Annotated in this window: 21 protein-coding genes; 5 read left to right on the plus strand and 16 right to left on the minus strand. The window is 30.6% G+C overall.

The window, feature by feature from the left end:
* Window positions 1–21: 21 nt before the first annotated feature.
* From HHX25_RS02435 to HHX25_RS02510, 16 genes are all read right to left on the minus strand, one after another.
* Entirely contained in the window at window positions 22–1,260 is a 1,239-nt protein-coding gene (locus tag HHX25_RS02435; RefSeq protein ID WP_169669711.1) for a glycosyltransferase, read from the minus strand.
* Window positions 1,257–2,012, minus strand: coding sequence for a glycosyltransferase family 32 protein (locus HHX25_RS02440; protein WP_169669713.1), 756 nt, complete (start codon window positions 2,010–2,012; stop codon window positions 1,257–1,259). The genes HHX25_RS02435 and HHX25_RS02440 overlap by 4 nt, the downstream gene beginning before the upstream one ends.
* Before the next feature lie 12 nt (window positions 2,013–2,024).
* Complete coding sequence (locus HHX25_RS02445) at window positions 2,025–2,849, minus strand: glycosyltransferase family 2 protein (RefSeq protein WP_169669715.1); 825 nt, start codon at window positions 2,847–2,849, stop codon at window positions 2,025–2,027.
* 93 nt (window positions 2,850–2,942) lie between these two features.
* Window positions 2,943–3,788, minus strand: coding sequence for a glycosyltransferase family 2 protein (locus HHX25_RS02450; RefSeq protein ID WP_169669717.1), 846 nt, complete (start codon window positions 3,786–3,788; stop codon window positions 2,943–2,945).
* 23 nt (window positions 3,789–3,811) lie between these two features.
* Complete coding sequence (locus HHX25_RS21330; protein WP_169669719.1) at window positions 3,812–4,978, minus strand: glycosyltransferase; 1,167 nt, start codon at window positions 4,976–4,978, stop codon at window positions 3,812–3,814.
* Window positions 4,957–5,850 (minus strand): NAD-dependent epimerase/dehydratase family protein, encoded by an 894-nt coding sequence (locus HHX25_RS02460; protein ID WP_169669721.1) that lies wholly within the window; start codon window positions 5,848–5,850, stop codon window positions 4,957–4,959. The genes HHX25_RS21330 and HHX25_RS02460 overlap by 22 nt, the downstream gene beginning before the upstream one ends.
* Window positions 5,847–6,704 (minus strand): class I SAM-dependent methyltransferase, encoded by an 858-nt coding sequence (locus HHX25_RS02465; RefSeq protein WP_169669723.1) that lies wholly within the window; start codon window positions 6,702–6,704, stop codon window positions 5,847–5,849. Before HHX25_RS02465 ends, HHX25_RS02460 begins: the two co-directional genes overlap by 4 nt.
* 1 nt (window position 6,705) lies before the next feature.
* Entirely contained in the window at window positions 6,706–7,602 is an 897-nt protein-coding gene (locus HHX25_RS02470; protein WP_169669725.1) for a methyltransferase domain-containing protein, read from the minus strand.
* A 69-nt stretch (window positions 7,603–7,671) separates the two neighbouring features.
* Entirely contained in the window at window positions 7,672–8,325 is a 654-nt protein-coding gene (locus HHX25_RS02475) for an acyltransferase (protein WP_205957977.1), read from the minus strand.
* Between the two features lie 53 nt (window positions 8,326–8,378).
* Window positions 8,379–9,290, minus strand: a complete 912-nt coding sequence (locus HHX25_RS02480; protein ID WP_169669728.1) for a glycosyltransferase family 2 protein — start codon at window positions 9,288–9,290, stop codon at window positions 8,379–8,381.
* On the minus strand, window positions 9,291–10,028 hold the full coding sequence (locus HHX25_RS02485) for an FkbM family methyltransferase (RefSeq protein WP_169669730.1): 738 nt from the start codon (window positions 10,026–10,028) through the stop codon (window positions 9,291–9,293).
* A gap of 12 nt (window positions 10,029–10,040) precedes the next feature.
* Window positions 10,041–10,733, minus strand: a complete 693-nt coding sequence (locus HHX25_RS02490) for an O-methyltransferase (RefSeq protein WP_169669732.1) — start codon at window positions 10,731–10,733, stop codon at window positions 10,041–10,043.
* A complete protein-coding gene (locus tag HHX25_RS02495; protein ID WP_169669904.1) occupies window positions 10,720–12,003 on the minus strand; it encodes an ABC transporter ATP-binding protein in 1,284 nt (427 codons plus the stop codon). Before HHX25_RS02495 ends, HHX25_RS02490 begins: the two co-directional genes overlap by 14 nt.
* A 2-nt stretch (window positions 12,004–12,005) precedes the next feature.
* Window positions 12,006–12,881 (minus strand): ABC transporter permease, encoded by an 876-nt coding sequence (locus HHX25_RS02500; protein WP_169669906.1) that lies wholly within the window; start codon window positions 12,879–12,881, stop codon window positions 12,006–12,008.
* A 12-nt stretch (window positions 12,882–12,893) separates the two neighbouring features.
* A complete protein-coding gene (locus HHX25_RS02505) occupies window positions 12,894–15,374 on the minus strand; it encodes an exopolysaccharide transport family protein (protein ID WP_169669735.1) in 2,481 nt (826 codons plus the stop codon).
* A 4-nt stretch (window positions 15,375–15,378) separates the two neighbouring features.
* Window positions 15,379–16,170 (minus strand): polysaccharide biosynthesis/export family protein, encoded by a 792-nt coding sequence (locus tag HHX25_RS02510; RefSeq protein WP_169669737.1) that lies wholly within the window; start codon window positions 16,168–16,170, stop codon window positions 15,379–15,381.
* A 106-nt stretch (window positions 16,171–16,276) separates the two neighbouring features.
* Between HHX25_RS02510 and HHX25_RS02515 the strand changes: the two genes are divergently transcribed.
* From HHX25_RS02515 to HHX25_RS02535, 5 genes are all read left to right on the plus strand, one after another.
* Window positions 16,277–18,139 carry an ABC-F family ATP-binding cassette domain-containing protein gene (locus tag HHX25_RS02515; protein WP_169669739.1) on the plus strand — a complete coding sequence of 621 codons (1,863 nt, stop codon included), beginning with the start codon at window positions 16,277–16,279 and terminating at the stop codon, window positions 18,137–18,139.
* Between the two features lie 125 nt (window positions 18,140–18,264).
* Window positions 18,265–19,038, plus strand: coding sequence for an O-methyltransferase (locus tag HHX25_RS02520; protein ID WP_169669741.1), 774 nt, complete (start codon window positions 18,265–18,267; stop codon window positions 19,036–19,038).
* Window positions 19,039–19,070: 32 nt separating this feature from the next.
* Window positions 19,071–20,717, plus strand: a complete 1,647-nt coding sequence (locus HHX25_RS02525) for a hypothetical protein (RefSeq protein ID WP_169669743.1) — start codon at window positions 19,071–19,073, stop codon at window positions 20,715–20,717.
* Between the two features lie 249 nt (window positions 20,718–20,966).
* On the plus strand, window positions 20,967–21,542 hold the full coding sequence (locus HHX25_RS02530) for a cob(I)yrinic acid a,c-diamide adenosyltransferase (RefSeq protein WP_169669745.1): 576 nt from the start codon (window positions 20,967–20,969) through the stop codon (window positions 21,540–21,542).
* A gap of 160 nt (window positions 21,543–21,702) precedes the next feature.
* Complete coding sequence (locus HHX25_RS02535) at window positions 21,703–21,924, plus strand: DUF2795 domain-containing protein (protein WP_019387375.1); 222 nt, start codon at window positions 21,703–21,705, stop codon at window positions 21,922–21,924.
* Window positions 21,925–22,079: the final 155 nt, after the last annotated feature.

Genomic DNA, 22,079 nt, shown 5'->3' on the forward strand with positions numbered 1-22,079 from the left:
TTAGACCACTTACCTCTTATTTCAGGCCATTAATTCTTTATAAACTTCTTTATAAGCCTCGGCTTGTTTATTATAACTAAAATGTTTGATCGCATATTCCCTTATTATTTCGGGTTTGAAATCATTTATATTCTCATAGAATTGCTGAATTGCTTTTACTAAAGACTCCCCTGTTATGTCCTCTATTTTAACCCCCGTTATATTATTTATTACATGCTCGTCCATTCCTCCTGTTTTAAAACTAATTACAGGTGTTCCACAGGCAAATGATTCCAACATTACGTTAGGTAAATTATCTTCAATACTTGGTAAAATAAATACATCTGCCGCGGCATAATACGATGCCAATTCATCAACCTCTCCAACAAAGCCTAAAGGTACTATTTTTAAATTAATATTATCGGCTTTAACCACTCCGCTTCCCAATACCAAAAGGGTACATTTGATGTTTTTCAACAACTCTAAACCTTCCACCAACAAATCTACGCCTTTACGCAAACTCGCATCTTTATCTGCAACAAACAACAAAACAAACTCATTTTCCGAAATCCCTTTTTCTTTTCTTATTTGTACTTTATTTTGAATTTTAAAAACATTAAAATCTATAGCATTTGGAATACACTTTAAAGCATGAAAATGATTATAGAAGTTACTGGTTTTCGCTTCATCCAACAGCCACTTGGAAGGAGTAATTAAAGCTCCCTTTTTTATAATACTTATTGCATTTTTCTTTAAAATCAGCAAAGAATTATCCAAAACTTTTATATGTTTTCTATTCCTTATTTCGTCTTGTTGATAATGAAACAGCCCTTTAAAAGGGTTCATATCATGTAGAGTAAAAACTATAGGAGTCTTGTTATTTTTAAAAAAAGTATTATACGATAAAACACCACCAACCCAATGAAAATTTATAACATCTGCCTGTTGTAAAATTGGATGTTTATGTAATTCAAATTCCGTATAAGGGACAGACAACATTTCATATTTCAACAAATGCTTTTTGCTTTCAATTTCTTTATTTATTCTTTGGCCTATTGATGGATAAAAGCTTCTTTTAATTTTCAATAAAAACCGCTTAAAAAGAGAAGGTCGCTTATATTCAAAAAAAGCATCGTTGTGTGCTACTCCATCAAATCCAATCGTATAATTCTTCGATACAAAGGCAGACTCCACGCCTACCTGTCGCAAAGCATGATGTAGTCTAAGGGCAGCTATACCTGCTCCTCCTCTTGAGGATGTACTTATCTGAACTACTTTCATAAGCCCATTTTTCTTTTTATATGGTGATAAACTTTTCTTGAAAAACCTCTAAAGTAGCGCTTAAAATAAGCATAGGAATATCCATAAATCAAATAATCTACTATAACGATTTGTAAATTCTTAAAAAGACTCCTCAAGCTCTCATTTTCTTCTGAACCCCATGAATGATCCCATAAATGTACTGCTATTGTATTTTCTGAACAAAATGGAGCATAATCATCAAGTCTGTTCTCGTATGGCAATGGATAAAAATAATGAACATCTAAAATTCGTTCGTTCACTATGAGGTTTTCCCGTTTAATTAAGTGTTTAAATTTATGTGTAATTACTGGGGCTGAAAATTGATCAAACCTTTCCGTATTATAAAAATCAACCATTTCTTGTATTAACCTGTGCTTAGAAATCACTCCAAAAATGCCAAAAGCTGGTCTGTTTATAACTTCATTGCCTATAAAAAAATTATATGTCAACAATTCGTCTAGTGGTTTTAACAACAACATATCTGTATCCAGATAAACACCTCCAAACTCCAAAACAATTTGCATTCTAACTGCATCAGCAACGAAAGCATACTTTTTTTTTCTCAATGCATCCTTTATAAATTTGTTTTTAAACTGCTTTATATTCCCCTCATGCCATTCCTTAATTTCAAAATCTGGACAATAGTAGTTCCAACTCTCTAAGCATTTAGCAAACAGTTTTGGTTTTTCGGCTTTTCCAAACCAGCAATAATGAATAATCTTTGGAATCATCTGTATTTCAAATTACAAATCTTTAAGCGACTTATTCCTAAAACATCTTAGCAAGATTCTAAGAAAAAAAGAAAGCATTTTTTTAGCTAATTTTGAGTGTTCCAATTCATTGAGCATTTTAAATCGGTTCATATCTAACAACTTCAACCTCCTATAGTCATTATAGAATATTGAGAATTCATTCTTAAGAATGGCTTCTCTTTCTTCTCTTCGGTTGAACGTACCTTCAGCAGTTGCACTTATACCATCAAGATAATAGGTCGAGAGGGTTTTATGAATCGCTTTATAGCTACAACCATGAAACACTATTGATTGAATAAAAAACTTCCAATCTGATACTATTTTTAATGATTCGTCGTAATAACCAACTTTTTCAAAAACGTTTCTTTTTATGAAAGTAGATTGATGGGCAAATGTATCGGAAAACAAATAAGAAAAATCTAAATTATCGGGGTGCTTTTTAATACAGCTATCATTACTTAAAACACATTCGATATCAAAACAAATAAAATCATCTCCCTTTAAATGATCAAGACTTGTAGATATGATATTACTTTCAAACAAATGGTCTCCGCTATTTAAAAAAAGAAGATATTCCCCTTTGGCCATAGAAACACCTTTGTTCATTGCTTGATAAATGCCATTATCTGGCTCACTTATCCAATTAGAAATATACATGCTACTTTCTTTAATAAGAGCTACACTTTCATCTGTAGAATTTCCGTCTATTATTATAAATTCAAAGTCAGAAACATTTTGTGAACTAATACTCTCAATGGTTCTTTTTAGTCCATTATAATTATTATAGTTAACAGTTATTATAGATAACTTTAGCATCTATTCTTTTACTCGTATTTAATTATTTAATCGTAAATATAACTTTTTTACAGGCTACTCAACATAAAAATAGAATGGTATAATAACAAACTACTAATCAATCCAATTAGGCTTACCGAATATTTTAAGCTGTAGTTTATAATAGGCATTCCTTATTTTTTTATTTTTTAAAGAGAAAAATAGCTTTCTTACACTTTTAAGTAAAAAAATAACGCACCTCTGTTTTATTAAAAGTTTTTCCTGATTATTCGATATAGCCAAATTGGTTTCTTGCAAATAACTTTCTTGATTTTCTGATTGCTGCCCCTTTCGTCTTCTGAATGCCCCTAGCTGTTGATGTGTAAAGTATAATTTATCATGTTTAAAAAACCGCATCCATAAATCGAAATCCGCTGCCAAAGTATATTCAAGGTTTAACCTAGCTCCAGCTCTTTCCCATAGGGATCGGGTCCAAAAGGTAGATTCCTGTTGAATAAATGAAAAGTCTCTGGTATGATTATGTAAATAAAAAAAATAGGGCGAAAACACTTGAGCGTCTTGACCTTGCCAGGTAATTTCACTTTTTTCATTAATAATTGTGGGATACCCCATAAGCCAATGAACATAGGGGTTTTTATCCATTAAGCCAACTACCTCTTTTATAGCACTCGAAACCAGTATATCATCACTATTTATCCAACACATGATATCTCCCGAAGCTCTCTTAAACCCTTTATTAATTGCGTCATACATACCTTTATCTGGCGATGTCTCCCAATAAGTTAAGTACTTTTCATACTTTTTAATAATATCTATCGAGCCATCATTACTACCACCATCAATAACTATATATTCTATATTTGGATAATCCTGATTTATAACCGATAACAACGTTTGCTCAATAAACTGTGCTTGATTATAGTTTGGCGTTACAATTGAAACAGTTGGTTTTTTAAGCATAAATAATTTTACTAATATTAAATTTACACTTGATTATTAACTGATGTTATAAGGCTCATAAAGTTTTTGGCGAACTTACTTTTCTCTATATCATAATCTATTACTTCTACTTTAGGAGGGCTTAACCAAAATTCGGATAATAATGCAGCTAATTTTGAATAATTTGTTGGATTAAAAAAAGATACATTTTTGTTTATCTGTTCTTTATGCACATCAATATCTGATAAAATGAGATATTGATTAATTGCCTTGGCATCTTCGACTACGGTACTCCAACCTTCAAATTTTGATGGTTGTATTATAGCCACCGCATTTTGCATTAATTTAAGCTGGTCTTTTCTAGGAATAAACCCTAAAAAGTGAACATTCTTTTCTAAGTTGTTATTTTTTACATATGAGTGTAAAAGCGATACATAATCTGCATTTCTATGATCGTTTTCTTTTCCAGAAAAAGCAACCTGTATATTAATATTTTTATCCTTTAATTCGTTGACTGCCTCTAACACAACCATATGATTTTTATGGGCCCAAAATTGATTTGGTGCAAAATAATAGTTTTTAGGCAAATCGTACTTTTTTAAAATCTCATTTAAATTTAATGTTTTAAAATCAGGATGTGTAACAGCAAAGGGCAATACATACTGTTTTACCGTAGTGTTAGTATATAGCTGGTTAAAATCCTTTTGAGCGTCTTTACTACTAAAAACAACCCAATCTCCTTTACAAATAACCTCTTTTTGATGTTTTTTCCGTTGTTCTAAAAGTTCTTCAGTAAAAAGATTTGGCAAATGAATCTCTTGAAAATCTGGAACCCAATTTATTTTTTTTATGGGATTAACAGAAACACCTGGCATTTCGAAAGGATATAAAAACTCAATATCTGCTTTAAGTGGTTTTTTATTTATTAATTTTTTAATTTTAAAAACGCGTCCTATTTTATTGATCAACCTTTCAAAAACACTATAGCGAGGTAGCTGCAGAGGTATTTTAAAAAATTCTAAAAAAGGGTATTGTGTTTCTTCCTCCAAAATCAAAAAATCAGATTTTTGTTCAGTTAGCACTACAATAACTGGTTTTTCTTTATACTCTAAGCGGTGCAATGCATTTATTATATTTAAAATATAGTAACTACCAGCTATCCAAGCTTCATTATAAGAAAAAATGACTCCTATTCTCTTTCTTTTAACCACGTTATATATTTCCTTAAACCTTCATTAATATTCACTTGTGGCTCATAGCCTAATTCCTTAAGTTTGTTTATATCAGCCTTCCAATTTATAGGGTCTCCAGCTCGTTCCTCTCCTCCAAACTCAATTGTTACATTAGCATCATAATATTTATAAAAAGCAGTCACAATATCATTTATTTTTTGTTCTTTATTATTTGCTACATTTATAATATTATTTTTAAAAGAACTATTAAGAATCACTAATTCTAATGCTTGGATTAAGTCTGATATATAAATAAAATCTCTAGATTCATTTCCTGTCCCAAATAGTGTTACTTTAGAAGCATTTTTACTTTTCTTATAAAGATCCCAAAATAATTGTTTTTGTAATCCTGGACCGTAAACAGAAAAAACTCGTAAAGAACAACATGCTATTTTGTACGTTTTAAAAAACTCTTCACAAATTTGTTCAGCTAGTTGCTTATGAACTCCATATGGAGATATAGGACTAAGTGGATGATTTTCATCAATTGGTAAATACTCTGGGTTTCCATAAACCGCGGCACTTGAAAAATTAATGTATTTGCACTTTGAATTATACCTTCTGATGGCTTCTAACTGGTTAAAAACATTTACAGTATTTAACATGAAATCTCTTTGAGGGTTCTTTAGAGAATCTGACACGTTTGCTGCTCCAGAACAGTTAATACAGACATCGAATGTGTGTGTTTGAAAAATCTCATTATAGTTCGCATTGGTAACATCAACAACGATATATTTTTCACTAACATAATCAGTTACTACATCGCATTGCCACACTTCATGGTTATTTGCAAAATAGGTCACACAATGCGATCCAATAAATCCTTTAGATCCAATTATTAGTATTTTCATTTTTTATACGCAATATACGAATACATTCTTCCAGGTATTTTATTTTCATTAGGCGCTCTGTACCCTCTTAAAATCACATATAAATTCCATACAAAAGGAATTTTAGAAAGCGCTCCAATTTTGTTATATAATTTTTTCTTCTGGTCTTTAATTTCTGTATCTCCTATTGCTTTAATCTCTATATCTGTTAATGGGAAATAATTAATGACACTATCAAAATACTTTAGTTCTTTTTTTATAATAGCTCCAGCATTTTTTATAGCACTTCTATAAGCTTCTGGTTTATATGCATTTTCACCTCCATAAAATTTATGTAAAGGATGATTTTTTAAAAAACATTGTTTGTCATTGTCGTTAAAAATAACATGGTCCCTTATAGTTAATAAAAGCCCATTTGGTTTTAACACCCTAACACATTCAGCAACAAATTTATCCAAATTATTTGCATGATGCATAGCCTGCCTAATATAAACAATATCAAAAGAATTATTTGCAAAATTAATATCTTCAGCAAATGCCTCAAAAACGTCTAAATTATCAAGTTTATAGGCGGTTTTAAGCTTTTTAATAGCTCCTGCTCCTACAGTTTCACTCTCATCTGGCTCTACTGCAGTTACTTGATACCCTTGCAATGCAAAACTTATGGCACTTATACCATTACCGCAACCTATATCTAAAATAGATTTTGCATTTGGTGCATACCGAACAATTAGCTTTTGCGTTTCTTTATATTCTTTGCTTTTGGAAAAACGCTCCACGTTGAGTTTTAAATCCTCTTCAAAATAAGCCTGTGCAACTAAATCTTTGTAGTCGTTTTCTTTTCTTATTTTAATTATAGTTTCTTCCCAAGTCATATTATTTCTTGATAAAATGTATACAAACTACACTTCTGCAATGCGCAGCGCCATCCTCATGTTTCCCTTTACCTGTATGTGGGTTATAAGATACCACATCTACTAATTCTGCTTGTTTTGCAAACTCCCAACCTTGTTTCTTATAGTGAAAAAAATCTAATTTATAGGTACCTATATTTTGAAAAAGCTCTAATATTTTATTTAGCATTTCTTCATCAAACTGTTGAAAAAAACCATGATTTTCAAATTTACCAAATGGAAAGGTTAGTAATAGAGTTCCTTTATTTTTAAGTACCCGAATCATTTCTCTTACCGCAAGAATATAGTCATAAGACTTTCTATTAATATCTTCATTGTGTTTAACGTCATAGCCATAAATTGAATTATCCATATCTATGTGCTCAATAGTGGACTGCGATATTACAACATCAAACAAATTATCTTTGAATACTATGTTTCTTAAATCTCCATAAACATAAGAAACACCTTTATTACAAAAGTTATTTGACTCAGGGGCAAATGTAAAAATTGTTAAATCTTTATTTTTTAAGATAGGGTGATTAACAATAAAATCAAAATTAAAAGTAGAACCTGCGTCTAATAACTTTTGTTTTTTTACATTCAGTTTTGAAAATATCCAGGGGTATTCCACTACTCTTTCATCTAATCTATATCCATAATTATTTAAAGGCGCCTTAATTTTGATTTTTTCTAGAAACCCTTGATCGTTTATTGATTTGACAATAACCTCTTGCTTATATTGATGATATCCTTTCGACCATGGTTCTCTACCCTTATCTATGTATTCCTCAACTTCACGCAATAAAGCTTGTCTATCATTTTTATTTTTCTTTTCCTTATTCTTTCTTAATATATATTTAGCAACCTTTTTAAGCATTTTTTATTTTTTTGGTGGGTTTAGCAAGATTTCCTGCTATGATAGTTAGTAGTTTCTTCCCAAATCATATTACCTTTCGCTTTCAGAAATTGTTCTAATGATTTGAGCTGGGTTACCAGCCACTATTGTCCAATCAGGCACATCTTTAGTAACTACACTTCCTGCTCCAATTATTGCCCCTTTTCCTACAGTTACTCCTTTTAATATGGAAGCACCAAAATTTATCCATGCATAATCTTTAATTATAATTGGATTTGTTTTTATGCTACCCTTCGTTTCCCAATGTCCAGTAGACAACATCTCTTTATACCTGACTGCCCTTTCTAAATAATTTATTTCGTGAGAATCAGTGTCAACAATACTCACATTATGAGATATCAATACATTATTGCCTATTGTTAATGATTCTCCAGACCATAATCTAGCTCCTTCTCCAACATAACAATGATTACCAATTACTATTTTACCTCCATACTTAAAAATTAAGAGCCCCCCTCTAATATGTGTATTATCACCAATAACGACATTAGACTTATCATTCTGCAAATTCTCTATACTGGATTCTCTATAAAAAACAGAACTATCACTAATTAATGCTTGTTTCGAAAGACTTTTAGTTTCATTTTTCTGTAATTCCATATCGATTAAATCAATACCTATAGAATCAATAATGTTCTTTTTGCCAAAGACCTTAAAAATAAATTCTAAAATTAATCTTCTCATTTCCAAACAGTAATATACCCTCTTATACTTCTCTTGATTGTTTCTTAATTAAATCAAAACTTTAACATTCTTTTAATATAGTATTTTAAACTGTAAATACTATTTTTCTTTCTTTTTTTTGAAGTAATACTATCTGTTTTTGTAAAATAATTTAGCATTAATTCATAAAAATCAATATCTATAACTTCTTTTTTTGATAAAACCATTTTACTACTCATTAATGTACTATAAACAGTTTCTGTACCACAATTTTCACCGCTACCATCCAAACCAATATTAGTTATCAAAGGTTTAGTTGGAAATAAACCTAATCCATTCCTTAAAAAAACTGAGTAGTACCATTTAATTGCCCAAGATTTTGGGTTGTTAAGCATAGCCGCATAGTCATAATCTGCAAAATTAAACCTAGATTTTAAGAAAAAATGATTCTGAATTTGTTCCTTATTTTTTATACTAATATCTAATATGTTCCATCTATCTTTCCATGTTGCCCATCCCCAAGAGCTTGTTGCTAAAGGTGATAAAAAAGTATCAACCCTGTTAGTTTCCAAAGGGAACTGAAAAGCATTTATTGAATATACATTTTGTTCCTTTTTATACATCTCAAGGCCTTCATTACAATAAGTTAAAAAATATGGTGAACTTATTAAATCATCTTCTAAAACTATAATATTACCGTATTTATTAACAATTGTGGTAATACCATCTATGACATTTTTAAAAAGCCCTAAATTTTCATCTCTTTCAATTATTACAATTTCTTTACACCACTTTTTTTTTCTTACAATTTGCCTGACTTCACTTATTTTATTAATTTCTTCAATAGGAGCATTTGGTTTAGGTCCATCGCAATAAATATACAAAACACTCTTATTCGCATATTTATTTAACATTAAAGCATTTAAAGTCTGCTCTGTGTGCCATGGGCGATTGTAAACAAATAATATAACGGGTGCAAGATTCATTTAAATTCGATTATCTTTAAAAAACAGTGTATTAAATGTTCTTGCTATCAACTGATAGTCATTCGAATTCAAAAATTTATACACGTCACTTTTTAAAGGAAGTTCAATAAGTTCATGTTTTTTTAAGTCTTCAACTAAAACTATTTTGGGTCTATATCTATTCCAATCATTAGATTCAATCACTTCTAGATCAAGCCCCTCAACATCAATAGTAATAAAATCGATTTTATTACTGTTTATTAAATATTTATCTAAAACCTCTTTTAAAGAATAGGTTAAAATCTTTTTTTCTTCAATTACTTTATAATTCCTTATCCCATCTTTCTTACTGGCTTCCTCTTTTGAGAATGTATTTAATGCCGGTTCATTAAACATATAGTAAGTCAAAACTCTGTTTTCTTTAGATATACCAATTTCAAGATTAATATCATCAGGACGCTCTTTTTTGAATGCATCCATACTATTTGGCATGGCATCTATATTTATACCTCTCCATCCTCTTTTGTAGAATTTATTAGTATTAGAAAAACGTTTTGGATGATGTGCGCCAATGTCTACATAAAAGCCATATTCCATTTCATTGAATATTCTATCCAAAATACAATCTTCACCTTCTTGCGAATACGATATGGTTGCATATTCTAACCGTTTCTCATAATCGGTAATTACTTGTTGATAAAAAAAGTTTTTAATTTTTTTAGGAACTACAACGTTTAATATATTTTTTAAAATTTCCATAGTAATTCTTTATCAAAATCCACCACCAATTGGTAGTGTTGGTTGAATGGATAGCGGTTTTAAATTAATCTCTCTATCCATAAAAATACTAGTAGTCCAGGAGTAATTATTAATTGGACCTAACCCATGAAAATCTACCTCTATAAATCCATGCTTCCTAAAATTCTTAGCGATATCAGGATGCCTATCACTATTATCTAAAATAATTAATCCTCCTTTATTAATTAAACTAAAAACCTCTTTAGAACACGCCTCTCTTTTGATGCCATCAATTAGAATAATATCAAATTTAATAGATAATTTGGTTGGTTCTGTAGCATAATTAGTCTCTGACAAAAAAAGGTATTGATTACTAATGTTATACTTTTTAACCTGTTCATACCAAGTTTTATTATGCTCTACAGAATAAATGGTTTTTACTTTTTCTGAAAAAAACAAAGATGAATTTCCTGCTCCCCATTCTAACATTATTTTGTCCGACAAATCTAATTGAGACAAGTATTCAATTGCTGGGTATGTAAACCAAGGTATAGGTTTTTTCTCGGCATTTATAGACATTTCTGTGCGTGCACTTTCTAAATGGCCATAACCAATTTCCAACAATTTGCTTGCTGCTGTATATTCGAAACTTTGAGGGTTATCTTTAATTAACCTAAAGCCCAACATCTTCAATGCATAACGAATCGTGTTCTTAATGAAATTCATGCTCTATTAATATATAGCCTTGATTACTTTCTATAATACGACCAGTGTTGAAAAAATCACCATTTTCTACTTCGAAAGAACCTGCATTGATTACCCAATCTGAAATATTTTGATTTTCACTAGCAAATAGTGTAAAATGATATGTTCCCGACTGAAAAGGAATTGCCGGAATGCGAATCTTAACCAATTTTGTTTCAACAGATTTAAATTCAATAACTTGGTTAGTTAAGTCATTACTAAATATGGTTAACCTTCTAGATTGATCATCATCAATACCAACAGAAATTCTAATATTTTTTAAGTTATTAGTTGTAATATTTTGAACTTTTAAAACCATTTTATATGCCAATCCAGATTGAATCAAGTTTATTTTTTCACCTTTTATGTTTTCAAACCAGTAATCTAAAAACTTTAATTTCCCATTACCTTTTCTATCAGCTCTACTTATTAATTTCTGTTCTACTTCTTTATTTCTAAACTTCTTTAGATAATAAGAAATGACTTCATCGGTTGCTCCGTCAATATCTATTTTTCCATTATCTAGCAGCATAACCCGTGTACACAGGTTTTGTATTGAGGCCATATTGTGACTTACAAACAATATAGTACGTCCTTCCCCTTTACTAATATCCTGCATTTTACCAATAGCTTTTTTCTGAAACTCAGCATCTCCTACCGCCAATACCTCATCTATCACTAAAATATCTGGTTCTAAAAAAGCTGCGACAGCGAAAGCCAAACGAACCGTCATTCCTGAACTATACCGCTTTACAGGTGTATCAATATAACGATGGCATCCTGAAAACTCAATAATATCATCAATTTTTGATGCTATTTCTGATTTGGTCATTCCTAAAATAGCTCCGTTCAAAAATACATTTTCACGACCTGTCATTTCACCATGAAATCCTGTGCCTACTTCCAATAAAGAAGCAATGCGCCCCTTCATTTTTATTTCTCCCGTTGTAGGGCTTGTTACTCGCGATAATACTTTTAATAAGGTAGATTTTCCAGCACCATTTTTACCGATAATGCCTAAGATCTCACCTCTTCTTATTTCGAAATTAATATCCCTTAACCCCCAAACATAACTAGAAGTTCCTTTTTTTGCTCTGTCATTGGTTTCTCCAATTTTCAAATAAGGATCTTCTTTACCTCGTATTTTACACCACCATCTATTCAAATCGTGGTTTAAAGTGCCAGTACCTATTAGTCCTAAACGATATTGCTTAGAAATATCTTCAACTTTTAAAATAATATCTTCCTTCATCATTATACGGTATCAATAAAACTTTTCTCTGTCTTATTAAAAACTATCAAGCCAAATAAAAATACTAAAACACTAATTAATGAAACGTAAAGCATTTTATATAATGAAAAATCTCCAGCTCCTATAGTAATATATCTAAAAGTTTCAATAATCACTGCTATTGGATTATACTCAACAACCCATGATATATTTGGTAACTTTTCCTTAAAATAACTTATTGGGTACATAACTGCCGATCCATACATAAGTAACTGGACAGCAAATGTTAATAAAAATGTTAAATCTCTATATTTCGTAGTCATAGATGAAATTATCATACCAAAGCCTAAGCCCAATAATCCCATTAATACAATTATAATTGGCAACAAAACAATCTCTATTTGCGGTAAAGCATTTGTTGAGCTATGAGTAAAGTATTTAAAATAAATATAAAAAGAAATAAATACTAAAAGTTGAATTCCAAATTTTAATATATTGGAAATAACAACAGACAAAGGCATAACTACCCTTGGAAAATACACTTTTCCAAAAATGTCTTGATTTTTAACAAACGTATTACTTGTTCCTGTTAAACATAGTTTAAAATAGTTCCAAGAAGTTATGCCTGCAAGGTTAAACAGAAAAGGAGGCATACCATTACCTGTGGGTATACTTGCCAGATTGTTAAAAATTAATGTAAAAATTAATGATGTAAGTAGTGGTTGAACAAAATACCACAAAGGCCCGAGAATGGTTTGTTTGTAAACTGTAACAATGTCTCTTTTAACAAATAGCAATACTAAATCTTTATATCTCCATATTTCTTTAAAATTAAAATCAATTAATCGTTTTTTTGAAGATATTGTATATAGCCATTCTTCCTCTTTCAAAGTATTTATTTTTTATATTTTTTAATATCGCTTTAAACTATCTTTTTTTAACAAATTTTTCAATTTGCTTAAAACATTTTCTTTTTGGGTTTTCTCATGATAAGCATTTCCATATATCCCATAGCCATAGCCATAGCCATAGCCATAATTATGGTTAGATTTATGTTTATAAAAGTTTAAAACATAGCTAATATTTTTTAATTCTCCAGATTTGTGTTTTGCATTAACTAGCTCTAACATCCCTTTCTTTGTATAATCTAATCTGACTACAAATAAAGAGGCATCTGCATATTGGGATAAAATCAAGGCATCGGTTACCAATCCTAATGGAGGCGAATCCAATACTATGATGTCGTATGTTTTCCGTAAATTCAGAACGACATCCTCCATTATTTCACTCATCAATAATTCTGAAGGATTAGGAGGTATAGGTCCTGATGTAATTACATCTAAATTTTCTATATGACTCTTAAATGTGATTTCTTTTAATGTTTTATCTCCAATAAAATAATTAACTATACCAATACTATTATCAATATTAAAATCTTCAAAAATTTTAGGCTTACGCAAATCTAAACCTAAAAGGATGGTTTTTTTACCAGATAACGCATAAGCACTTGCAACGTTAATAGAACAAAATGTTTTTCCTTCACCACTAACCGACGAGGTAATCATAATTGTACGTCCTCCTTCTTTATCTGTTTTTTTATAAAAAAACTGTAAACTAGAACGAATAGCCCTAAAGGCTTCAGCTACTGCGGATTTAGGTTTTTCAAATACTATTAAATTATTCTCATGATTTAATTTACCTATAAGACCCAAAATAGGAACATTGGATAATCGTTTTATATCTTCAGTTCCATGAATTGTATTATCTAGTAAAAAAATAATAAACAAAATTATAATTGGCAGAGATATCCCTAAAATTAGTGCCATCATATAATTTAAGTTTTTATTTGGACCGATTAGACCTCCACCAACATCCTTAGCTTCATCTATTACAGAAATATCGGATACATTAGCTGCTTTTACTATTGCTGCTTCACTTCTCTTTGCCAAATAAACATTATAAGATTCCTGACTTAAATTTAATTTTCGTTGTATTTTCAAATATTCTTGTTGGTCTTCTGGTAAATCTTTGAGTTTACTCTCTAAGTTTACCTTCTTTTTATTTACTATTTCCAACTCTATTTGAATTGTTTCTTTAGTTGAATCTAGAATTTCTAACAATACATTCTTCTCCGCATTTATTCTAGCATCTAATTCTTTTAGTGACGTAGAACCTTCTTGCACCAATTGCTCCAGTTCCTGGCGTTCAATAGCTAAAGATGTAATTTTACCAACAGATGCTATTATATTTCTTTCATCAATACCTACTGAAGTTGGTGCGGCTATATTTGTATAATTAGTTCTTGTACGTAAATAATTTTCAAGAAAATTCAAATACCTTAATTTAGATTGTATAGTCTCCTTGTTTACATCAAGTTCAATTATTTTCCCCGAAAGTTGTGACAATTCCTCATCAATATTAAATATTTTGTTCTCTTGTCTAAAGGCATTCATAGTATCTGTTGCTGCCTTCAAATCAGTATTAACTATACTTAAAGTACTATCTATAAATTTTATTGTATTAGTAGCATATAAATTTTTACGGTCTAACTCTGCTTTACTCAATATTTGTGTAGTGGCATTTAAATAATCTACTATTTTGGCTTTATTAACTCCAGTTAAAGAAAGCATTAATACAGATGCCGACTCTTTTGAATACGACCTTGCTTTTATTTGACGTTTGTAGCTATTCACAATCGCATCAAAATTCAAAAATTGAATAAAATATTCAGATTCTGGCACTATTTTTATATCAGGTTTCTTTAATAGCTTAAATGATGCAAAAGGTAAATCTACTTGCTCTCCAAAATTGAAAACTTTGTTAAACTCACCTGTTTCCACTGATATGGTCTGAATTAATTTATCTTTATATCTCTGCACTCTTACTAAATCATTTTCAAAATCTATAAATAGCTCATACTGATTTTCACTAATAAATCGAATACCTATGTACTCATTTAGTAATTGCCCTTTTCTTTTATCAATTACAACTTCAAACGGTGCATTTTTGTATATATCATTTTTTCTATATTTCCCTTCCTTCAAATATCGCATATAAAACTTCAAAGAATCAACTACTTTTTCATTATGGTTTCTGGTACTCAATGCTATGATAATTTTACCTACCTTATCCGAAACACCTCCCCAATTAAAAGAAATACTTGTGTTAGCAGTAAAAAAAGGATTTTGATCATTTTCAACCGATATCAAAGAATTTACATTATAAATATTCTGCTTTCTAACATTAATAGAATATGCAATTATTAGTCCAGTAATAATGCATAGCACTATCAGCTTCCAAAACTTCAAAACTTTAAAAACAAAGCCTCGAATATCAAAACTTAAACTTCCAGATTCCTGAAATTCAATATCTTCTAATTCATTTTGAGACATAGTTCTATCTGTTAATTAATATGACTGTGGTAGTAATCAATGTTATTACCGTAGCTATCGATCCGATAGTTTGAAACGCGGTAGTACCAGTACCTATAGACTTCTGTCTTATGGGTTTTACATAAATCATATCGTTAGGCTGAATATAATAATATGGAGAATTCATTACTGCAGCATCTGTTAAATCTAAATGAAATATTTTTTGCCCTTGAGGGAACTGCCTAATAATCAAAACATCTTTCTTATTTCCTGTATCTAAAATATCTCCTGAACTTGCTAAGGCTTCAAAAATATTTACACGTTCTTTAAAAATGATTTTAATGCCTCTATTATTAACCTCGCCAAGAGCTGTATACTGCAAACCTGTAAGCTTGACTGTCACAAAAATATCATTAGCAGCTTTATACTCGGTTTCCAATAGTTTTTTTTCAATAATTTGCTTTATTTCATCTACTGTAAATCCCAACACATTTATTTCTCCCAACTTTGGAAGAAGAATATTTCCGTGTAAATTCACTGTAAAGCCATCAAAATAAGCTCGTTCTTGGCTACCAACATTTAAATCACCTTCACCAATTGGGTTAAAAATAGAAACCGTTTCTTGCTTAGCTGCTTTAATCCGAATATTTAGGATATCATTTATCTGGACACGATATGGTTTTTGCTTCTCGACAATAACCTGAGTAGAATCTACTGCATTACTTTTATTTTGAAGATAAACGGTATCCTTATATGGAATACAGGAAACAAACACTACATTTATAACTATAATAGCAATAATAAAACATCTCTTCATAGAGGGCACATTGATTTATCACAAATATAAGTTTTCGTCTTGAACAATAAAACTTATGGCAAGTTTTTTGGTTTTTTATCCGTTATTTGCAAAAAAAAATATTCTTTTGAATTATCTAACCGTTGAAAATATATCTAAATCTTATGGAGAGCGAACGCTTTTTGAAAATATTTCTTTTAGCGTACATAAGGATCAGAAAATTGCTTTCGTAGCAAAAAATGGAACAGGAAAAACCTCCATTTTAAACATTATTTCTGGTGATGACGAAGCAGACTCAGGCAATGTGATTTATAGAAAAGGTATTGCAGTTTCTTTTCTATCGCAAGACCCTAAGTTTGATAACAATTTAACTATAGAAGAAACTATTTTTGCTAGTGACAATCCTATTTTAAAAATCATAGCCAATTACGAAAAAGCACTTTTAAACCCTGAAGATTCTGAATCCTACCAAACCGCTTTCGAGCAAATGGAACAGCATCAGGCCTGGGATTTCGAAACACTTTACAAACAAATCCTTTTTAAACTGAAACTGGATAATTTAAACCAAAAAGTAAGTACACTTTCTGGTGGACAAAAAAAACGACTATCGTTAGCTAATGCCCTAATAAACAAACCCGACTTGTTAATTCTTGACGAGCCTACCAACCACTTAGATTTAGAAATGATCGAATGGCTGGAAGCTTTTTTTGCTAAGGAAAATATGACATTGTTCATGGTTACACACGACCGCTATTTTTTAGAGCGTGTTTGCAATGAAATTATTGAATTAGATCAAGGAAAGTTATACAGTTACAAAGGCAATTACTCGTATTATCTGGAAAAAAGGGAAGCCAGAATTGAACAGGAGTCTGTAGAAATAGGCAAAGCAAAACAACTATTCAAGAAAGAACTCGCTTGGATGCGTCGTCAACCCAAAGCCAGAACAACCAAATCGAAATCTCGAATTGATGATTTTCAAGATATAAAACATCGTGCGCACCAACGACGAAACGATCACGAAGTTCAGCTTGAACTAAATATGGAACGTCTTGGTAGCAAGATTCTAGAATTTCATAAAGTATCAAAAGCGTTTAAAGACAAAACCATACTCAACAAATTTGATTACACGTTTCAAAAAGGAGAACGTGTTGGGATTATAGGCAAAAATGGTACGGGAAAAACAACCTTTTTAAATATATTGACTCAAACCGCACAACCAGACTCTGGTAAAATTGTTAAAGGCGACACTGTTAAATTTGGGTATTACACTCAAAATGGCATTACCATAAAACCCGAACAAAAAGTCATTGATGTCATCCGCGAATATGGAGACTATATTCCATTAAAGAAAGGTAGACAAATAAGTGCCCAACAACTTTTAGAACGCTTTTTATTTAGCAGAAAAAAACAATATGATTTTGTTGAAAAATTAAGTGGTGGCGAACGCAAACGTTTGTATTTATGTACTGTTTTAATTCAGAACCCTAATTTTCTAATCCTAGATGAACCGACTAACGATTTGGATATTGTAACACTTAATGTCCTTGAAAGTTTTTTATTAGATTTCCCTGGTTGTGTTATTGTCGTATCCCACGATCGCTATTTTATGGATAAAGTTATTGATCACCTCTTTGTATTTAAGGGCGAAGGTGTTATAGAAGATTTCCCTGGCAACTACACAGATTATCGTGTTTATGAAGACAGTCAACCTGTCATTTCAAAGAGTCAGGAAAACAAAAAAGACAAAAATGCCTGGAAGAAAAATGACACCACTAAATTGTCTTATAATGAAGAAAAAGAACTTAAAAACATTGAAAGTAAATTAAATGCTTTAGCATTTGATAAAAAAGAATTAGAAAACAAATTCAACAACCCCGACCTTTCACAAGATGACATTAATAATCTATCAGATGAATTACAAAAAATAATAGATACTATTGAGGCTAAAGAAGAACGGTGGTTTGAATTATCGGCTAAACTTGAGGATTAACTTGTTTGCAGATGATTGCAAAGTTAGCACTGATATGTATGGCGTTTAGTATTCCCGCAAAGAAGCAAAAATCGAAGCTTTAGCACCTCAGCAAATCCAGAATACAGCAACTGAACACTAAAAACATGTATCAAATTATTCAATACATAAAGTTCCTTATCAAGTCTACCAATCAACACGGTGTACATTCTCCTTTTGTTTATAATTTAGTTACCAAATGCTTTTATGACAAGACAAAGTATGATGATTACAAGCACATTTTAAATTATAAAAAAGAGCTTCTAAAAGACAAAACAAGTATTAAAGTAACCGATTTAGGGGCAGGTTCTCAGGTGATGAAACAACATGAACGTCGTATTTCATCCATGGCTAAAAATGCGGGTTCAACAAACAAAAGAGCTAAACTTTTATACCGATTAGCAAAACACTTCAGTCCTAAAACTATTTTAGAGTTAGGCACCTCTCTTGGAATTGCAACACATGCCATGAGTTTAGCAAATCAAGACACTCATATAACAACCATTGAAGGCTGTCCTAATATTTCGGAGTTTTCGAAAGCAAATTTTAAGAAATATAATTTAGATAATATTGATATAAAAACTGGTGATTTTAATATTGTGATTAACCAACTACCAGCTAATAATAATTACGATTTTATTTTTTTTGACGGCAACCACCAAAAAAAAACTACTTTAAACTATTTCGAAACATTTTTACAGGCCGCCAATAATGATTCTATCTTTATCTTCGATGATATTTATTGGTCTAAAGAAATGACTGAAGCTTGGGAAATAATCAAGCAGCATCCTAAAGTTTCCGTAACAATTGATACTTTTTTTTGGGGCTTAGTTTTTTTTAGAAAGGAACAGGTCAAGGAACATTTTATTATTAGAATTTAATATTTTTATAAATTATCTTATAAAATTCAAGAATGCATAAATTATTATTTCTTCTACTGTTTTTTAGCTTACAAGGTTTTTCTCAATTTAGAATAATGGATAGCCAATTGGAAGAAAAATCGTTTAGAATGCTTCATAGGCCTTCAACAGAAAATAAGCTTTCCAAGTATTTAAAAATACACCTTAGCAATGATGAAATAAGAAATCTCAGCTATAAAACCCCTCCAAATTCACACCAAAGCATTAGAGCACAGTTCCAAGTAAGCGCTAATGGCAGACCATGGAACTTTAGGATTTATACTGGCAACAGAGATCTTAATAAAAAATTAGAAAAACTTTTAAGGGAATTTCTACCAAATGAAGTCTCTAACCTTTCAGAACTACATGAATCTATAAACAAAATTCAATTGTTTTCAAAAGAAGGAAATAAAAACATAATAAATGTCAGTTCTATTATAGTAAGTACTTTTCCTCCTGTGTTTTCATACGTAGACAATCTCTCTCAATCTAATAGTGAAAACGTTTTTTACGCAGATGGCAATATCTCTAAAGAAGCAAAAACTTCACTAAAAAAGAAAGTCAGCACAACTACATTTGACACCCCACCCTTATACACATCAGATGTATTTAAACGTTTTCCTATATCGGGTAAATGTCAAAATATTTCATTTGACGATGCTTACGGTTGCTTTAAAAAGAATTTAGAAAATTTTATTATCAAAAACCTAAATCAAGAATTAATAAAAAAAGAAAGTGTTGCTGGTGAGCTAAAAACTAATATTCGTTTTAAAATCAACAAAAAGGGCCTCATTACAGATCTAAATTGTTACTCAATTAGCCCAGCATTTGATGCCGAAATAAATAGAATCGTCCAATTGTTTGGAACAAAAATCATACAACCAGCCAATCGTAATGGAGTAGCTCTAGAGACATCTGTAAATATGTCTTTGCCCCTGTTCATAAGTGAAAGTTTTACCAAGGAGGAGTTTTTATATCTAAACAACAACTCTTTCACAAGTTTTTTCAAGGAAAATTTAAAAACCAAAGATATTGAATCGGCAATTATAAGTCATTCAAAACCTGCTATTAAAGTATTTTTTAGTTTCAACAAAAAAGGTGATCTACATGACGTTTGGACGAATACAACTAATGAAAAACTAAATAAAACCCTTATTAAGATTTTAAAAAAATATCCTATGAATTCCTTAAACTTAAATAAATCTATAAACAGGATATATTCATTGGGAATCATAAGAAAATTTAAGGATAAAAAACAAGTTTTATGTGATAAAGAACTGGAATGGTTTTCAGTTGGAAGCTATCAAAAATGTACCACATGTAATAACTCAAAAAGTATAGATGAATTTAATATTCGTCAAATTCGAAACTATATCATTGCCAAGGTTAATTCTAAAAACAATGTACATAAACTAGCAAAAGGCTATATGCCAATTAAAGGGCCTCATCTAAAGGTTTGGGCATATGTTACATCAGGCGGTAGCATACAGATCAATAAAATAGCTAAAATTGGTAAAATAAGCTCAACAAATCCTGAGAATCCAATTATAAAACAAGTAAATACTATTGTTTCCCTAATGCCAGAATATTTCATTAAACCATTAAGAAATGGAAAACCCCATCGTGCTGACCTTGGATTAATGGTTTTTCAAATTAAATAAATAAGCGATAACTAGATAACCATTTGCATAGTCTATGGGTTATAACTTAGGTAAAACACTTGTCTATTCTAATATTTGGATTCACTTTTAAAATTAACCAGAATTCACTATCGATTTTTTAAACGAAATAGAATCAGTTATGAATAATGACTTTAAGGCTATCTTGGTCCATATTTTAAATTTATTAGTTTAAAAACAGGATTTCTGTTAAATTTGAAAAAATTGGCGTCTTATCGCCTTCATAAAAAAATGAAAATCTACACCAAAACAGGCGACAAAGGTACTACAGCATTATTCGGGGGCACCCGAGTACCAAAACATCATATTCGTATTGAAAGTTACGGTACTATTGATGAATTAAACTCCCATTTAGGCTTAATTCGCGACCAGGAGATTGATCAACAATACAAAGATTTAATAATTCATATTCAAGACAGGCTTTTTACAGTTGGAGCTATTTTAGCAACCGATCCAGAAAAAGCCATTTTAAAAAATGGAAAAGAACGTTTAAACATTCCTAAAATTTCTAATGAAGATATTGAACGTTTAGAAAAGGAAATGGATGTTATGAATGCAAAACTTCCTCCTATGACGCATTTTGTTCTTCCTGGAGGCCACCAAACCGTGTCATTCTGTCACATAGCACGTTGTGTATGCCGCAGAGCAGAGCGTTTAGCAACTGCACTTAATGACATTGAGGAAATCGAACCTAGTGCTTTAATGTATTTAAACCGCCTTTCTGACTACCTTTTTGTATTGGCACGAAAGTTGTCGTACGACTTACAAGCAAATGAAATTAAGTGGATTCCCGAAAAAGAATCCTAATTAAAGAAACAGCTTTAAAATATTAACAAAGCACTAATAATTTCAACTGTTTAGATTACAATTAAAGATACGTTCTTAAAATTAACGAATAAATAATTCACTTTTTTCTTGTCTGTTTAAACTAAAAAATTATTTTTGCAAAAAATTAAACACATAGAAAATGTATTGGACATTAGAACTAGCATCTTATTTAAGTGATGCACCTTGGCCAGCGACAAAAGACGAATTAATAGATTACGCTATTAGAACGGGAGCCCCGTTAGAAGTTGTTGAAAATTTACAGTCAATTGAAGACGAAGGTGATTCGTATGATTCAATTGAAGAAATCTGGTCCGATTACCCTACTGATGAAGATTACCTCTGGAATGAAGATGAATATTAATAATAGCAAAGCATAAAGAATAGTTAAAAAGTCTCGATTTGGGGCTTTTTTTTTGTCTTAATATTTATAAAACATCATAACAAAATGTATCTTTGAATGCTTTACAAAAGCGCAATAAAATTAAACATAACATAAATTACTTTTAGAGCGATCTC

Source organism: Flavivirga algicola (assembly GCF_012910715.1).
Lineage (GTDB): Bacteria > Bacteroidota > Bacteroidia > Flavobacteriales > Flavobacteriaceae > Flavivirga > Flavivirga algicola.

What these genes read in the sequence shown, in the direction of transcription:
- HHX25_RS02435 (WP_169669711.1), bottom strand. Translation starts at nt 1,260, where the DNA reads ATGAAAGTAGTTCAGATAAGTACATCCTCAAGAGGAGGAGCAGGTATA.
- HHX25_RS02440 (WP_169669713.1), bottom strand. Translation starts at nt 2,012, where the DNA reads ATGATTCCAAAGATTATTCATTATTGCTGGTTTGGAAAAGCCGAAAAA.
- HHX25_RS02445 (WP_169669715.1), bottom strand. Translation starts at nt 2,849, where the DNA reads ATGCTAAAGTTATCTATAATAACTGTTAACTATAATAATTATAATGGA.
- HHX25_RS02450 (WP_169669717.1), bottom strand. Translation starts at nt 3,788, where the DNA reads ATGCTTAAAAAACCAACTGTTTCAATTGTAACGCCAAACTATAATCAA.
- HHX25_RS02460 (WP_169669721.1), bottom strand. Translation starts at nt 5,850, where the DNA reads ATGAAAATACTAATAATTGGATCTAAAGGATTTATTGGATCGCATTGT.
- HHX25_RS02465 (WP_169669723.1), bottom strand. Translation starts at nt 6,704, where the DNA reads ATGACTTGGGAAGAAACTATAATTAAAATAAGAAAAGAAAACGACTAC.
- HHX25_RS02470 (WP_169669725.1), bottom strand. Translation starts at nt 7,602, where the DNA reads ATGCTTAAAAAGGTTGCTAAATATATATTAAGAAAGAATAAGGAAAAG.
- HHX25_RS02475 (WP_205957977.1), bottom strand. Translation starts at nt 8,325, where the DNA reads ATGAGAAGATTAATTTTAGAATTTATTTTTAAGGTCTTTGGCAAAAAG.
- HHX25_RS02480 (WP_169669728.1), bottom strand. Translation starts at nt 9,290, where the DNA reads ATGAATCTTGCACCCGTTATATTATTTGTTTACAATCGCCCATGGCAC.
- HHX25_RS02485 (WP_169669730.1), bottom strand. Translation starts at nt 10,028, where the DNA reads ATGGAAATTTTAAAAAATATATTAAACGTTGTAGTTCCTAAAAAAATT.
- HHX25_RS02490 (WP_169669732.1), bottom strand. Translation starts at nt 10,733, where the DNA reads ATGAATTTCATTAAGAACACGATTCGTTATGCATTGAAGATGTTGGGC.
- HHX25_RS02495 (WP_169669904.1), bottom strand. Translation starts at nt 12,003, where the DNA reads ATGAAGGAAGATATTATTTTAAAAGTTGAAGATATTTCTAAGCAATAT.
- HHX25_RS02505 (WP_169669735.1), bottom strand. Translation starts at nt 15,374, where the DNA reads ATGTCTCAAAATGAATTAGAAGATATTGAATTTCAGGAATCTGGAAGT.
- HHX25_RS02510 (WP_169669737.1), bottom strand. Translation starts at nt 16,170, where the DNA reads ATGAAGAGATGTTTTATTATTGCTATTATAGTTATAAATGTAGTGTTT.
- HHX25_RS02520 (WP_169669741.1), top strand. Translation starts at nt 18,265, where the DNA reads ATGTATCAAATTATTCAATACATAAAGTTCCTTATCAAGTCTACCAAT.
- HHX25_RS02525 (WP_169669743.1), top strand. Translation starts at nt 19,071, where the DNA reads ATGCATAAATTATTATTTCTTCTACTGTTTTTTAGCTTACAAGGTTTT.
- HHX25_RS02530 (WP_169669745.1), top strand. Translation starts at nt 20,967, where the DNA reads ATGAAAATCTACACCAAAACAGGCGACAAAGGTACTACAGCATTATTC.
- HHX25_RS02535 (WP_019387375.1), top strand. Translation starts at nt 21,703, where the DNA reads ATGTATTGGACATTAGAACTAGCATCTTATTTAAGTGATGCACCTTGG.